This window comes from Citrobacter sp. wls711 (genome assembly GCF_005281055.1).
GTDB classification, from domain to species: Bacteria; Pseudomonadota; Gammaproteobacteria; order Enterobacterales; family Enterobacteriaceae; genus Citrobacter; species Citrobacter gillenii.
Genome location: NZ_SZXC01000020.1, coordinates 247,716 through 261,550 on the forward strand (window position 1 = coordinate 247,716; position 13,835 = coordinate 261,550).

Here is a 13,835-nt window from a genome sequence, read left to right on the forward strand (position 1 = left end):
GAAAACCACATACAGATTTGCATTACTCTAATGAGATCTACTTCAAATAATCGAGCTTTACTGGCGAGAAGCGATGGCATCAGGCGCATCCGGATCAAAGGTTGAGGATCGGTTGCTTCCTACAATGTTGCTTAACCTTCGGCACATAAAGGAATCGACGATGCCCACTTCAAGCGAACTCGCGCTGCAACAGCGCTGCCAACAAATCGTGACCAGTCCGGTGCTCAGCCCTGAGCAGAAACGCCACTTTCTGGCACTGGAGGCAGAAAACGCACTGCCTTATCCGCAGTTGCCTGCTGAAGCACGCCAGGCGTTGGATGACGGGGTTATCTGCGATATGTACGAAGGTCATGCCCCGTTCAAACCACGTTATGTTTTGCCCAATTATGCGCATTTTCTGGCCAACGGTTCAGCCTGGCTGGAGCTGGAAGGTGCACAGGATCTTGATGACGCCTTATCCTTGCTCACCATTCTGTACCACCATGTTCCGTCAGTGACGTCGATGCCGGTGTACCTTGGTCAGCTCGATGCCCTGCTGCAACCGTATGTTAGAATTCTAACACAAGAAGAGATCGATATTCGAATAAAACGTTTCTGGCGGTATCTCGACAGAACCCTGCCAGACGCCTTTATGCATGCCAATATTGGCCCGGCCGATACGCCGATCACCCGCGCCATTTTACGTGCAGATGCAGATCTAAAGCAGGTTTCGCCTAATCTTACCTTTATTTATGATCCACAAATCACACCTGACGACCTGCTGTTAAACGTGGCGCAAAATATTTGCGAATGCAGTAAACCGCATATTTCCAACGGCCCTGAAAATGATAAAATTTTCACAAAAGGCCATTATGGCGTCGTCAGTTGTTACAACTCGCTGCCGCTGGCGGGCGGCGGAAGTACGCTGGTTAGGCTGAACCTGAAAGCCATCGCAGAGCGCAGCACGTCTGTCGATGACTTCTTTACGCACACCCTACCGCACTATTGCCAGCAGCAAATTGCCATCATTGATTCACGGTGTGAATTCCTCTATGAGAAATCACATTTCTTTGAGAATAGCTTCCTGGTGCAGGAAGGGTTGATTGATCCCGAACGTTTTGTGCCGATGTTTGGTATGTACGGCCTGGCGGAGGCGGTAAACCTGCTGTGTGAGAAGGCCGGGCTGAACGCACGCTACGGCAAAGATGAGAGCGCTAATGAGATGGGCTATCGGATCAGCGCCCAGCTTGCCGACTTTGTGGCCAACACACCGGTGAAATACGGCTGGCAGCAGCGGGCGATGCTGCATGCGCAGTCGGGGATCAGTTCAGACATTGGCACCACGCCGGGCGCGCGTCTGCCGTATGGTGACGAGCCGGATCCTATTACTCATCTGCAAACCGTGGCCCCGCATCACGCGTATTATCACGCCGGGATCAGCGACATCCTCACGCTGGATGAAACCATCAAGCGTAACCCACAGGCGCTGGTACAGCTTTGCCTGGGCGCGTTTAAAGCCGGAATGCGTGAATTCACTGCCAACGTCAGCGGTAACGATCTGGTCCGCGTCACCGGTTATATGGTGCGCCTGTCGGATCTGGAAAAATACCGTGCCGAAGGCTCACGCACCAACACCACCTGGCTGGGCGAAGAGGCCGCTCGCAATACTCGCATTCTGGAACGTCAACCTCGCGTGATGAGTCATGAACAGCAGATGCGCTTCAGTAAGTAGGCTGATCCCTTTCTCCTGCGTCGACGGGCCGGGCAGTCGCCTGGCCCTGTTCCTGCAAGGGTGCAATCTGCGCTGTAAAAATTGCCACAATCCGTGGACGATGGGGCGATGCAACGATTGCGGGGAGTGCGTACTGCATTGTCCACATGACGCCTTAAGTCTGAGTGCGGGAAAAGTGTGGTGGCAGTCCGATGTTTGCCAGCAGTGCGACACCTGCCTACAAATGTGCCCGCAGCAGGCCACGCCAATGACGCAGACGATGAGCGTCGATGAGGTGCTGCATCACATTCGTAAGGCATCGTTGTTTATTGAAGGGATAACCGTGAGCGGCGGTGAGGCGACAACGCAGCTTCCTTTCGTGATTGCGCTGTTCTCAGCGATCAAAGCCGATCCGCACCTGCAACACCTGACCTGCATGGTGGACAGCAACGGCATGCTGCGTGAAACCGGCTGGGAGAAGCTGCTGCCGGTTTGCGATGGTGTCATGCTGGATTTAAAAGCCTGGGACAGCGCATGTCATTTGCAGCTCACCGGGCGCGATAACGCGGCAATCAAGCGCAGTATTCTCTTTCTGGCCGAGCGGGGAAAACTGGCGGAGCTTCGCCTGCTGGTCATTCCCGGACACGTTGATTACCTGCAGCACGTTGATGCGCTGGCCGCGTTTATTCACCGCCTGGGCAACATTCCCGTGCGGCTTAACGCGTTTCATGCGCATGGCGTGTATGGTGAAGCCAAAGCCTGGCCGAGCGCGACGCCAGAAGACGTGGAGCAACTGGCGCAAGGGCTGCGCGAACGCGGTGTGAATAATATGATCTTCCCGGCGCTGTACCTGTGAAATGCCGGATGGCGGCTATGCCTTATCCGGCCTACACACGAGGTCAATCCGTAGGCCGGATAAGACGCTTTTGCGTCGCATCCGGCACTCAACAATCACACCGTAAACAATGCCGTCGTATTGCGATACAACGCCTCGGCGATGACCTCTGCAGGCTCCGGGCGCAGCTCACATAATACTTCAAACACCCTGGTGACCTGCTCCGGGCGATTGGGCTGACCCTGAAAGCCGTTGAGCGGCATATCCGGCGCATCGGTTTCCAGCAGCAAGGATCCCAGCGGCAGCCGCGCCATCACCTCGCGCGTTTTGCTGGCACGGGGATAGGTAATGGTTCCGCCCACGCCAATTTTGTATCCCAGCTGCACAAAGCGTTCCGCCTGCTGCAAGCTCCCGGCAAAGCCATGCACTACGCCGGCACGCGGTAGCGCATGGCGCTTAAGGTGCATCGCCAGTTTGTCATGAGTACGTCGTGAATGCAGAATCACCGGCAGTTCGTAGCGTTTCGCCAGTTGAAGCTGCGCGTCCAGCATCCTTTCCTGCTTGTCGAACTGCGGATCGTCACGATACAAATCCAGTCCTATCTCCCCTACCGCCACCACCTTCTGTACACGCTTTTCCAGCGCCTGTTGCAACTGGTCCAGGGCATCATCGTCATGATGTTCAATCACAATCGGATGTAAACCCAGAGCTGCAAATAGCGGGGGGTAGGTTTGCGCCAACGTCAGCACGCGGGAAAAGTTCGCCGCCTCGGTCGCCGGCATAATAATGCGGCTCACACCGGCTTCAATTGCCCGCTGAATGCTGGCAGGTTCGTCGCCGGTGAACGGCGGAAAATCAAAATGACAATGCGTATCGATAAACCGATAGCTCACGCCAGATCCTCATGGCTAAACGTCGTGTCGTTGGCCTGAGGTGCATCGGCCACCACGGGTATAAGGGCATCGTTGGCAACCGGTGCCGGAGGGACCACCACCGGTCCAGGCACCATAATCTTCGGCGTCTGGCGGGGCAACGGTGTGTTTTTCGCCAACAGTTTACCGACGGTCGCCAAAAAGTAACGTCCACACAGGCGTCCGGTTTTGTAGTCTTCCCGCAGGGCCGGAATTCGGCTTCCCAGCGCCATACTGTGGAGCGGCTTGGGCGGATAGATCTCAAAGATACGCAGCTTACCCGGCGGTTTTTCAATAAAACTCTGAATGGCGCGGTAGCTGGCCTCATGATGCTGCACCAGATTGACCAGCGGTTGCAGGCTGCTTTCCCCCAGCCAACGTTCCATGCGTTTGAACCACTGCGGGGTGTAGTACATTTGCGAGGGCACGGTGCGGATCACCACCAGCGTTTTCGCCCCCTGCTTTACCGCCTGCTGAACGGGGATGGCGTCACTGACCCCACCGTCCAGATAGTTCACGCCGTCCAGCGCTACCCCGCTACGATAAAATCCAGGAATGGCGCTGGACGCACGCAGAAGGTCGAGCCAGTTTTGTCGGTTCGGCGAAAAATAACCCGGCGTGTAGTCATCTCCGCGACAGGCGCACATGTAAAACGCTTTTCCCGCGGCAAATAACTGTTCGGCATGGTCTATCGCCAGCGGCATCTGCGCGGCGGTGGCCTCTACCAGCCAGTCGAGATCGATGAGATTTCCCCCGCGCACAAACCGCACCGGGTCAAAGAATTCACGTCGGGTGGTGTAGCGCATAATCACTTTGCGCCCGTAGCCCGGCTGGTTGCAGAGATAGGCCGACAGGTTTTGCGCACCAGCGGACGTCCCGTAGAAGAGATCAAAAGGATTAAACTGCGCGCGCATAAACTCGTCCAGCACGCCCGCGGTAAAAATGCCTCTTTGCCCTCCGCCCTCGCACACCAGCGCCATGCTGCCGGGTTGAAACGGACGTAACGATAACGGCGCAATATTACCGAGCGTGACGGGTATTCTCTGCCCCACCTCTGCCTTCCTGTTTTTTTTATGATAGAGCGACAAAGTAACGCAAATTACGTATCACTAAAACCGTAAAAGCCAGTCCGCTGGACTGGCTGAGTAGCAATTTTTCTTTACGGTTTACTAACTAGGGTCGTTTACGCCCGGTAAACAGGCTGACCAGGAACAGAATAATCCCCACCACGAAGACAATTTTCGCTGCACCTGCAGCGGTACCCGCCAGTCCACCAAAGCCCAGAGCGGCGGCAATTAACGCGATAACCAGAAATATGATGCCCCAACGAAACATACGCTTCTCCTTTACCATAGTTAATGTCAACCGCTTGATATGGGCGCTCAGGCCGCCCATTGCGATATTTTAGTGTGGTGCACAACGCGCCTTCCGACAAATATCAGGTTGGCGAATTAAGTCGAATTACTGAGTTTTGAGGTCGTTTTTAACGCTTTTCACGCCATCAACGGCTTTGGCGATACTCTCAGCACGCTCGATTTGCGCCTGTGAGTCAACGGTGCCTGAAAGCTGAACCACGCCATCGGTGGTCTCCACTTTCACTTTGCGAGAAGGAACGATGTCATCAGCCAGCAATTTGGCTTTGACTTCACTGGTGGTTGCCGTATCGCCCGCATAGCCTTTTACAGAAGTGCCTTTGCTGTCACGCACGTGCAGTTTGTCGCTCACGGAGGTAACTCCCTCAACGCCTTTCGCCACTTTTACCGCTTCTTCTGCCTGCGCCTGGCTTTCAACAAATCCGCTTAACGTGACCACTTTCTGGTCTGTTTTAACCGAAATATCGGTGCTCTTAATGCTTTCGTGATCGACCAGCGCGGCTTTCACTTTTGCGGTTATGGAGCTGTCATCCATGAAATCGCCGACTTTATTCATCGAGCTATCGACTTTCTGCCCTGCGCTTTCAAGACCGGATTGCCCTTTATCGGTGGTCGCGTTTTCTGCAAATGCAGACCCCGTGGCAACAGCAGACGTCAGCATCACAGCCAGCAGCGTTTTTGAGATCTTCAGTTTTGTCATTGTCATCGATTTAATCCTTTTTTTGCTCATATCGATGCTCTGCCGCTTATCGGGCTGAGCCAGCAACTCATCTCGTAATCAAAATAAATATCAGCTAAAACAACTAAGATGAGGAAGTAACGTAGAATTTAAAGCCGATATTTATGTCATCACATTGTTAAATATAGATCACAATTTTGATGCTGCAGACAAATACGGTCAAAAAATAGGCGAAATGAGGAAAAAGTGCGGGATTTAAGAACATTCCGTAAGGGATTAATAAGGCAGGGAAAGTCGCAGGGCACGGCATAAGCCGCACCCTGGAAGGTCGATTAGTGTTCGCGCGTTTTACGGAACGTCACGTCTGGATAACGTTCCTGGGTGAGGTTCAGGTTAACCATGGTCGGGGCGATATAGGTTAGGTTATCGCCGCCATCCAGCGCCAGCTGAATTTCGTTTTTACGCTTAAACTCTTCGAATTTCTTCACGTCTGAGCATTCTACCCAGCGCGCGGTCGCCACGTTGACCGATTCGTAGATCGCTTCAACGTTGTATTCGCTTTTCAGGCGGGAAACGACGACGTCAAACTGCAGCACACCAACGGCACCGACGATCAGGTCGTTGTTGGCAATTGGACGGAAGACCTGCACCGCACCTTCTTCAGACAGCTGTACCAGCCCTTTCAGCAGCTGTTTTTGCTTCAACGGATCTTTCAGGCGAATACGACGGAACAGTTCCGGCGCGAAGTTCGGAATACCGGTGAACTTCATCATCTCACCCTGGGTAAAGGTGTCGCCAATCTGAATGGTGCCGTGGTTGTGCAGACCGAGGATATCGCCCGGGTAGGCTTCTTCCACGTGAGAGCGGTCACCCGCCATAAAGGTCAGCGCATCAGAAATCACCACGTCTTTACCAATGCGCACCTGACGCATTTTCATGCCTTTCTCGTACTTGCCGGAAACCACACGCATGAACGCCACGCGGTCGCGGTGTTTCGGGTCCATATTGGCCTGAATTTTAAACACAAAACCGGTGAATTTCTCTTCAGATGCCTCAACGATGCGGGTGTCGGTTTTGCGCGGCATAGGCGCAGGCGCCCACTCCACCAAACCGTCGAGCATATGGTCAACGCCGAAGTTACCTAACGCGGTTCCGAAAAACACTGGGGTGATTTCACCGGCGAGGAACAATTCCTGGTCGAACTCGTTAGACGCGCCCTGCACCAGTTCCAGCTCGTCGCGCAGCTGCTGCGCCAGGTCTTCACCGACGGCAGCATCCAGATCCGGATTATTCAGGCCTTTAACAATACGGACTTCCTGAATGGTGTGACCTTTACCGGTCTGGTACAGATAAGTTTCGTCTTTATACAGGTGGTAAACACCTTTGAACAATTTACCGCAGCCAATCGGCCAGGTAATTGGCGCGCAGCCAATTTTCAGTTCGTTTTCGACTTCATCCAGCAGCTCCATCGGATCGCGGATATCACGGTCGAGTTTGTTCATAAACGTCAGGATCGGCGTATCGCGCAGACGCGTTACTTCCATCAGCTTACGGGTACGGTCTTCTACACCTTTCGCGGCGTCGATAACCATCAGGCAGCAGTCCACCGCCGTCAGCGTACGGTAGGTATCTTCCGAGAAGTCTTCGTGCCCTGGGGTATCCAGCAGGTTAACCAGGCAGTCATGATACGGAAATTGCATCACAGAGGTGGTAATAGAGATACCACGCTGCTTTTCCATCTCCATCCAGTCTGATTTCGCGTGCTGGTTAGAGCCGCGGCCTTTAACGGTACCGGCGGTCTGGATTGCCTGTCCGAATAACAGCACCTTTTCGGTGATCGTCGTTTTACCGGCATCCGGGTGAGAAATAATGGCAAAGGTGCGGCGTTTGGCCACCTCTTGCAAATAAGGAGACAACGTCATAGTTCAATCTTCTTGAGTAAGCGCGGCTCTACGTCACGCATGTTGAATACGAAAAATTGCGGCTATTTTACCCATCAATGGGGGGGAGGCAATCAGTGTTTACACAGGAGTTGTTCCAGTTCGCTTAATGAAGCCACGGTCCAGGTCGGTTGAATGCCCACCGGCTGTTCGCGTTGGTGCGCATTTAGCCAGCAGGTTGATAGCCCGGAATTGATGCCACCCAGAATATCGGACTCCGCCGTGTCACCCACCATCAGCACGCGGGAGCGTTCGGGATTGCCCGCCTGCTCCAGCGCATAATCAAAAATACGCGGGTCGGGTTTTGCCACGCCAACCTGCTCAGAAATAACCATCAGGTCAAAGTAATCGCGCAGACCGGTGCGCTCAAGACGGATTTGCTGCAACGCGGTAAACCCGTTGGTAATAATACCGATTTTCGTTTTGCCACGAATCGTATTCAGCAGCGACACCGCACCTGGCAACGGAGAGCAGATTTCTGCCATCGCATTAATAAACGCATCATTGAGCGACCCAGGCGGCACGTTCAGACGCTCAGCCCAGCTCAGGAAACGGGCATGCTGCAGTTGTAATGAGGTGATCGCACCGTTTTGATAATCCACCCACAGTGGTTTATTCACGGCCTGGTAGTCCTGAAAATCCTCAGCGGTAAAGGTAATGCTGTAGTCAAGAAACATCCGCTGCAGGCCGGTAAACGCGTCAAATGTGAACAGCGTTTCGTCGGCATCAAAGAAAATCCAGTCCCACTTCTTCATCATTACACCTTGTCTTACATACTGATTGGCAATGCCATAATAATGGCGTCTTCGTGGCCGTCGGCTGTCGGGTAGTAATTGCGGCGGATCGTCGCCTCGTTAAAGCCCAGGCTTTCGTACAGCGCAATCGCCGCAGCGTTCGAGGCGCGCACTTCTAACCACAGCGTCAGAATGCCGCGTTTTTCCAGCTCGTCGATCAGGTACTCCAGTAGCTCACGTCCCAATCCCCGTCGCTGAAAATCAGGATCGACGGCAATGTTGAACAGCGTGGCTTCATCCAGCACGACCTGCGTTATCGCAAAGGCGGCCATCGTTCCATCAACGGTTAACTGATAGTTGAGATAGCGATCGCCCTGGTTGCTGGCAAATGTTTTTTCGCTCCATGGAAAAGCATGGGCGCGTTTTTCAATCTGAAATGCTGCGGGTAAATCAGTCGGATTGAGGGAAGAAATCGTGTTCATATGCGCAGATTTGTTGCCATAAGGCGGCGCGTGCCGCTGGGTTTTCCCGTAATTCATTAAACGCAGGACTGGTGACCTGAGCGCCATCCAGTTGCAGAGGCTCTTCGGTTCCCAGCCGCCAGCTATTACAGCGACTGCCTTGCGGCAGCATGGCGACACGGTCTGGCGTCAGTTGTAAAACCTGATCCGCACTGACGGTCAATGCGCGTAAAATATCGTTCATCAACGGTTCGGTTAACGCGGGTGGCTCCGCCGCGACCATCACCAGACGGACGTGCGCAGGAATGGAAATCGCGATCTCCCCTTGCAGTGCGCCAGGACGGCGCAGCGACCACTGCGTAATGCCCAGTTGCTGTAACTGCCAGTCTCGTCGGGATGTCATAGCGAAACACTCCTGTCTATCAGGGGCGCAAATATAGCAAATCTGTCGAATCTACGCCAACAAACAACGATACACGACATCCCGCAGGCCGCCTTGATTCAGCTTGACTGATTTTGTGTATATAATCGCAACCTGTATAAATTGAGGAGCATTCCATGTCTGCTTTTACCCCGGCAAGTGAAGTCTTGCTGCGCCACAGTGATGATTTCGAACAAAGCCGTATTCTGTTTGCCGGTGATTTGCAGGATGACCTGCCTGCCCACTTCGACAGTGCCGCCAACCGCGCACATACCCAACAACTCCACCACTGGCAAGTGCTAAACCGCCAGATGGGCGATAACGTACGCTTTAGCCTCGTAGCCCAGGCCGAAGACGTTGCGGACAGCGATACGCTGATCTATTACTGGCCGAAGAATAAGCCGGAAGCCCAGTTCCAACTGATGAATATTCTGTCGCTGCTGCCGGTCGGCACCGATATTTTTGTCGTTGGCGAGAACCGCAGTGGTGTACGCAGCGCGGAGCAGATGCTGGCCGAATACGCACCGCTGAATAAAATCGACAGCGCACGCCGCTGTGGTCTCTATCACGGTCGCCTGGAAAAACAGCCGGTCTTTGATGCCGAAAAATACTGGGACGAGTACAGCGTCGACAACCTGACCATCAAAACGCTGCCGGGCGTGTTCAGCCGTGACGGCCTGGATGTCGGCAGCCAACTGCTGCTCTCAACCCTGACGCCGCACACCAAAGGTAAAGTGCTGGATGTCGGTTGCGGGGCGGGTGTTCTCTCCGTAGCCTTAGCCAGTCATTCACCGAAAGTGCGACTGACCCTGTGTGATGTCAGTGCATCCGCGGTTGAAGCCAGCCGAGCTACGCTTGCGGCAAACGGAATTGAAGGCGATGTCTTCGCCAGCAACGTTTTTTCTGACGTGACCGGTCGCTTTGACATGATCATCTCCAACCCGCCGTTCCACGACGGGATGCAAACCAGCCTCGATGCCGCACAAACTCTGATTCGCGGCGCGGTGCGTCATCTGAACAGCGGCGGTGAACTGCGTATTGTGGCCAACGCCTTCCTGCCGTACCCGAAAATTCTGGATGAGATGTTTGGCTTCCATGAAGTCATCGCCCAGACCGGTCGTTTTAAGGTGTATCGCACGGTAATGACGCGCCAGGCAAAGAAAGCCTAACGGAAATCACTCACGGCCATGTACGTGGCCGTTTTTGCGCCAATCAACCCAGACCGCGCAATTAGCTATTGACGAAAAGTTGAAAACCACTAGAATGCGCCTCCGTGGTAACGATACTTTTTGAGTGTCGATGGTATGCGAAGGTGGCGGAATTGGTAGACGCGCTAGCTTCAGGTGTTAGTGTCCTTTCGGACGTGGGGGTTCAAGTCCCCCCCCTCGCACCATAATCCACGTTTGATATTGCTCGCACTGGGCGAAGGTGGCGGAATTGGTAGACGCGCTAGCTTCAGGTGTTAGTGTCCTTAGGATGTGGGGGTTCGAGTCCCCCCCCTCGCACCAACGAGGCGATATCAAAAAAAGTAAGATGACTGTGCGAAGGTGGCGGAATTGGTAGACGCGCTAGCTTCAGGTGTTAGTGTCCTTAGGATGTGGGGGTTCGAGTCCCCCCCCTCGCACCAATTATCTTATTTTCCTCTCGATTATCTTCCTTGTTTTGTTCATCCCTGATTCCAGTTCATCATCATCAGAACCACACCGGCGATCACTGCAGCGCATGAAGGCAGTAAAACAAAATGCCGTAAACGCTTGTGGTACAGCATCAGTGAAGTTAACAGTAATCCTAATACAATCATCGCTTTCCATGCGTGAACTGACAGGTCAGTAAAAGCCAGACCCGCAATGAATATCCCCGGCAGCAGCACACCCCATCCACTGCCCAGCGCACGTTGCAACATGGTTTCACCTATGACATTGATAATGATAACCAATATCATATGATATATTTTCTCATTTGTCAGCATGGAGGTACTATCAATTATATGAGTTTTACTTAACGATTGATGACATGAATAATTTAAGGTGATAAATTGCTCGCCGGTTAGCTTTTCAACTAAAACAATAAAGACCTCAGCTAATGATATCTCGTTCGTTATTTGTTTTATTTACCAACACACCTTCGTATATTGCAGATAAATAACAATATTTACCTATGACAGTACAATCCTGGCGAACGCTGCGCACCAAAAAATATCAACTCTCTTTAAGACTGTTTCTGCTGCTCAACGCAGTCTCCGCACTGTTTACACTTTTTTTCCCACTTTTTGCCATCAAAGCGTTACCAGTGCCAGCATTGTCGATACTCGTGATGAGTACACTGTTGCTGGTATGGCATGGGAAATATACGGATAAACGAATTAATCTTCCTTTTATTTCAATCGCTTTTGGCTTGCTATGGGCATTACATATTTCCCTGAAATATAACGCACCAGGTCATAATGATTATTCTTTTTTATTGATAGCCCTGCTCAGCGTACTGTTTATTGGCTCGATTGCTTTTGCCAATAATATCATCGCCTTTACCCTCCATTCACTCCCTTCCGTTGCCGTCTGCTTGTGGCTGAACGGCAGCGAACATGGACTGCGTGTGATCTATTTTATGGCGCTGCCGATGGCCGGGATCGCCATTCAGCATGTGATTCAAAAGCGCTATGACGGTTTTGCTCAACAGCTCATGTACAAGCTGCTGGAAGAGCGTGAAACACTGAATGGCCTCAGTATGCTCGACCCGCTGACCGGTCTGTATAATCGCCGGGGACTGCAACACCGACTCGATACGCTGCTGGCCCTGAGCAACGCGAAGCATTACGTGCTGCTGCTGGATATCGACCATTTCAAAGCCTATAACGACCATTACGGGCATATGATGGGTGACCAGGCGCTGATCCGCGTTTCTGCCGCCATTCGGGACTCCGTACGCTCACGGGATGTGGTGGCACGCTTTGGCGGCGAGGAATTTATGGTTTTACTGACGGCAGTCGATCCGCAGCAAGCGCAGGCCGCCGCCGAGCGTATTCGCCAGAAAGTCTACGATCTTAAAATTCCCCACATGTTTAACGAAAACGTGGCCACCAACGTGACCGTCAGCATCGGCATTGCGCCGCTGGTGGATCAGGATATTGATACCGCAATCAGCAAAGCGGATAAAGCCCTTTACGAAGCCAAAAATCAGGGACGCAATAACACGCTAGTCAGCGATGAACTGCGGATAAACTAACCCCTGCCTACGCTATCCGTGCGCTGCCTCCCGACACCACGACAAAGATCTTGCCATCGCCAGCCCTCGCCTATAGGATTAGCAATCATTATCATTTAGATTAACATCCTTATATAGCTATGGCTTATCGTTCCGCACCGATCGTTGAAATCGTTGAAGATGTCATCTGGCGCAGCCACCTCCCTACGGAGATGCCGTCGCTGGCCGATTCAGTGCGTGCAACCCTTGCTCAAACCCGTGAGCACCTACTGGACTTCATTCGTCTTGATGAAACACCGCCACAAGGTGCGATGACGCTGCATGAATGGGCCCAACCCGCCACGCTGCGTTCACTCCTGGCAGTTTATTCCGATCATATCTATCGCAATCAGCCCACGTTAGCTCGTGAAAACAAACCGCTGATTTCACTCTGGGCACAGTGGTATATCGGCCTGATGATGCCCCCGCTGATGGTGGCGCTGCTGACGCAAAAAGACGCCATTGATGTTGCACCCGAACATATGCACGTCGAGTTTCACGAAACGGGTCGTGCAGCCTGCTTCTGGATAGACGTTCACCCCGACAGGCAGACCACCGCCCGCTCACCACAACAGCGGATGGAAACACTGATTCTTTCTGCACTGACGCCGGTTGTCCGGGCGCTGGAAGCAACGGAAGAGATTAACGGCAAGCTTATCTGGAGCAATACCGGATACTTAATTCACTGGTATTTGACAGAGATGAAGCCGCTGCTGGGTGATGAACTACTGGCAGCGTTGCGCCAGGCCTGCTTCTTTGAGAAACAACTCACCTGTGGCGAGGATAATCCACTCTGGCGCACCGTGGTGCCACGTGACGGGCTGTTAGTCCGCAGAACCTGCTGCCAGCGCTACCGTCTGCCAGACGTCCAGCAATGCGGCGACTGTACGCTGAAATAAGCGAGAATCCTCCCCCCTCGCCGCTCGTCTTAAACGTCCTGCTGATGTTGCTTTGTCGTAATAATAAAAGATTTACAGCCACGCTTCCCCTGTGACAAATTACGCCATGCGGTTTTCTGCCGTGCAGAACTGCGCGTACGCTATCGGGAGAGAAGAATGAGTTTGCAATCAGTACGGCAATTTTTGGCGGAACATGCCCCGGATATTGAAATCATTGAACTGGACCAGAGCACGGCCACCGTCGATCTGGCAGCGAAAGCCCACAATGTCGAACCCGGACAGATCGCTAAAACGCTTTCTCTAAAGGTAAAAAATGACATTATACTGGTCGTCGCCAAAGGCGATGCCCGTCTGGATAATAAGAAGCTAAAAGGTACGTTTGGCGCGAAAGCCCGCATGCTGAGTAGTGATGAAGTGGTCAACGCAACGGGACATCCGGTTGGTGGCGTCTGCCCTTTTGGACTGGAGACCCCCATTTCAGTCTACTGTGACATCTCCCTGAAGCATTACGCTGAAGTCCTTCCCGCAGCTGGAGCCACGCACAGCGCAGTGCGTATCACGCCAGACAGAATGGCTGAACTGACTTCTGCTACCTGGGTTGATGTATGTCGGTAACGAATACCCACCCTGGTGCCGGAGAGTGAATCCGGCA

At 53.0% G+C, this 13,835-nt stretch carries 15 protein-coding genes and 3 tRNA genes; 9 read left to right on the forward strand and 9 right to left on the reverse strand.

Features of this window, described 5'->3' with window-relative positions; translation table 11 throughout:
- Positions 1–160: 160 nt before the first annotated feature.
- Together FDW98_RS06755 and FDW98_RS06760 are read left to right on the forward strand one after the other, a co-directional pair.
- Entirely contained in the window at positions 161–1,711 is a 1,551-nt protein-coding gene (locus FDW98_RS06755; protein ID WP_096758404.1) for a YjjI family glycine radical enzyme, read from the forward strand.
- Positions 1,683–2,546, forward strand: coding sequence for a YjjW family glycine radical enzyme activase (locus FDW98_RS06760; RefSeq protein WP_096758405.1), 864 nt, complete (start codon positions 1,683–1,685; stop codon positions 2,544–2,546). The genes FDW98_RS06755 and FDW98_RS06760 overlap by 29 nt, the downstream gene beginning before the upstream one ends.
- Positions 2,547–2,641: 95 nt before the next feature.
- Here the strand turns inward: FDW98_RS06760 and FDW98_RS06765 are convergent, their stop codons facing one another.
- From FDW98_RS06765 to FDW98_RS06800, 8 genes are all read right to left on the reverse strand, one after another.
- Complete coding sequence (locus FDW98_RS06765) at positions 2,642–3,418, reverse strand: metal-dependent hydrolase (RefSeq protein WP_096758406.1); 777 nt, start codon at positions 3,416–3,418, stop codon at positions 2,642–2,644.
- Complete coding sequence (locus tag FDW98_RS06770) at positions 3,415–4,488, reverse strand: patatin family protein (RefSeq protein ID WP_096758407.1); 1,074 nt, start codon at positions 4,486–4,488, stop codon at positions 3,415–3,417. Before FDW98_RS06770 ends, FDW98_RS06765 begins: the two co-directional genes overlap by 4 nt.
- Positions 4,489–4,609: 121 nt before the next feature.
- Positions 4,610–4,771: a DUF1328 domain-containing protein gene (locus FDW98_RS06775; protein WP_003019081.1), complete on the reverse strand. Its 162-nt coding sequence runs from the start codon at positions 4,769–4,771 to the stop codon at positions 4,610–4,612.
- Positions 4,772–4,897: 126 nt separating this feature from the next.
- Positions 4,898–5,515: a molecular chaperone OsmY gene (gene osmY / locus FDW98_RS06780; RefSeq protein ID WP_096758408.1), complete on the reverse strand. Its 618-nt coding sequence runs from the start codon at positions 5,513–5,515 to the stop codon at positions 4,898–4,900.
- Between the two features lie 305 nt (positions 5,516–5,820).
- The gene (gene prfC / locus FDW98_RS06785) at positions 5,821–7,410 is read right to left on the reverse strand and encodes a peptide chain release factor 3 (RefSeq protein ID WP_096758409.1); all 1,590 of its coding nucleotides are present in this window, start codon (positions 7,408–7,410) and stop codon (positions 5,821–5,823) included.
- Between the two features lie 92 nt (positions 7,411–7,502).
- Complete coding sequence (yjjG, locus tag FDW98_RS06790) at positions 7,503–8,183, reverse strand: pyrimidine 5'-nucleotidase (protein ID WP_096758410.1); 681 nt, start codon at positions 8,181–8,183, stop codon at positions 7,503–7,505.
- A gap of 14 nt (positions 8,184–8,197) precedes the next feature.
- Positions 8,198–8,644 (reverse strand): ribosomal protein S18-alanine N-acetyltransferase, encoded by a 447-nt coding sequence (gene rimI / locus FDW98_RS06795; RefSeq protein ID WP_096758411.1) that lies wholly within the window; start codon positions 8,642–8,644, stop codon positions 8,198–8,200.
- The gene (locus FDW98_RS06800; protein ID WP_096758412.1) at positions 8,613–9,026 is read right to left on the reverse strand and encodes a DNA polymerase III subunit psi; all 414 of its coding nucleotides are present in this window, start codon (positions 9,024–9,026) and stop codon (positions 8,613–8,615) included. Before FDW98_RS06800 ends, rimI begins: the two co-directional genes overlap by 32 nt.
- 155 nt (positions 9,027–9,181) lie before the next feature.
- On the opposite strand from FDW98_RS06800, the gene rsmC reads away from it, so the two are divergent.
- The 4 genes from rsmC to FDW98_RS06820 all read left to right on the forward strand — a co-directional run bounded on the left by rsmC (position 9,182) and on the right by FDW98_RS06820 (position 10,671).
- Positions 9,182–10,213, forward strand: coding sequence for a 16S rRNA (guanine(1207)-N(2))-methyltransferase RsmC (rsmC, locus tag FDW98_RS06805; protein ID WP_096758413.1), 1,032 nt, complete (start codon positions 9,182–9,184; stop codon positions 10,211–10,213).
- Between the two features lie 137 nt (positions 10,214–10,350).
- Positions 10,351–10,437 (forward strand) — tRNA-Leu (locus FDW98_RS06810).
- 29 nt (positions 10,438–10,466) lie between these two features.
- Positions 10,467–10,552 (forward strand) — tRNA-Leu (locus FDW98_RS06815).
- A gap of 33 nt (positions 10,553–10,585) precedes the next feature.
- Positions 10,586–10,671, forward strand: a tRNA-Leu gene (locus tag FDW98_RS06820).
- Positions 10,672–10,710: 39 nt separating this feature from the next.
- On the opposite strand, the gene FDW98_RS06825 is transcribed toward FDW98_RS06820, so the two are convergent.
- Entirely contained in the window at positions 10,711–10,986 is a 276-nt protein-coding gene (locus FDW98_RS06825; protein WP_096758414.1) for a DUF1435 domain-containing protein, read from the reverse strand.
- 215 nt (positions 10,987–11,201) lie between these two features.
- On the opposite strand from FDW98_RS06825, the gene FDW98_RS06830 reads away from it, so the two are divergent.
- The 3 genes from FDW98_RS06830 (at position 11,202) to FDW98_RS06840 (ending at position 13,798) form a co-directional block, all read left to right on the forward strand.
- Positions 11,202–12,266 carry a diguanylate cyclase gene (locus FDW98_RS06830; RefSeq protein WP_096758415.1) on the forward strand — a complete coding sequence of 355 codons (1,065 nt, stop codon included), beginning with the start codon at positions 11,202–11,204 and terminating at the stop codon, positions 12,264–12,266.
- A gap of 119 nt (positions 12,267–12,385) precedes the next feature.
- Positions 12,386–13,183, forward strand: a complete 798-nt coding sequence (fhuF, locus tag FDW98_RS06835; protein ID WP_096758416.1) for a siderophore-iron reductase FhuF — start codon at positions 12,386–12,388, stop codon at positions 13,181–13,183.
- A 156-nt stretch (positions 13,184–13,339) separates the two neighbouring features.
- Positions 13,340–13,798: a YbaK/EbsC family protein gene (locus FDW98_RS06840; protein WP_096758417.1), complete on the forward strand. Its 459-nt coding sequence runs from the start codon at positions 13,340–13,342 to the stop codon at positions 13,796–13,798.
- Positions 13,799–13,835 lie beyond the last annotated feature (37 nt).

Coding starts and splice junctions, on each gene's coding strand:
- fhuF (WP_096758416.1), top strand. CDS start 12,386: ATGGCTTATCGTTCCGCACCGATCGTTGAAATCGTTGAAGATGTCATC.
- FDW98_RS06830 (WP_096758415.1), top strand. CDS start 11,202: ATGACAGTACAATCCTGGCGAACGCTGCGCACCAAAAAATATCAACTC.
- FDW98_RS06755 (WP_096758404.1), top strand. CDS start 161: ATGCCCACTTCAAGCGAACTCGCGCTGCAACAGCGCTGCCAACAAATC.
- FDW98_RS06775 (WP_003019081.1), bottom strand. CDS start 4,771: ATGTTTCGTTGGGGCATCATATTTCTGGTTATCGCGTTAATTGCCGCC.
- prfC (WP_096758409.1), bottom strand. CDS start 7,410: ATGACGTTGTCTCCTTATTTGCAAGAGGTGGCCAAACGCCGCACCTTT.
- rimI (WP_096758411.1), bottom strand. CDS start 8,644: ATGAACACGATTTCTTCCCTCAATCCGACTGATTTACCCGCAGCATTT.
- rsmC (WP_096758413.1), top strand. CDS start 9,182: ATGTCTGCTTTTACCCCGGCAAGTGAAGTCTTGCTGCGCCACAGTGAT.
- FDW98_RS06840 (WP_096758417.1), top strand. CDS start 13,340: ATGAGTTTGCAATCAGTACGGCAATTTTTGGCGGAACATGCCCCGGAT.
- FDW98_RS06825 (WP_096758414.1), bottom strand. CDS start 10,986: ATGATATTGGTTATCATTATCAATGTCATAGGTGAAACCATGTTGCAA.
- osmY (WP_096758408.1), bottom strand. CDS start 5,515: ATGACAATGACAAAACTGAAGATCTCAAAAACGCTGCTGGCTGTGATG.
- yjjG (WP_096758410.1), bottom strand. CDS start 8,183: ATGAAGAAGTGGGACTGGATTTTCTTTGATGCCGACGAAACGCTGTTC.
- FDW98_RS06800 (WP_096758412.1), bottom strand. CDS start 9,026: ATGACATCCCGACGAGACTGGCAGTTACAGCAACTGGGCATTACGCAG.
- FDW98_RS06760 (WP_096758405.1), top strand. CDS start 1,683: ATGAACAGCAGATGCGCTTCAGTAAGTAGGCTGATCCCTTTCTCCTGC.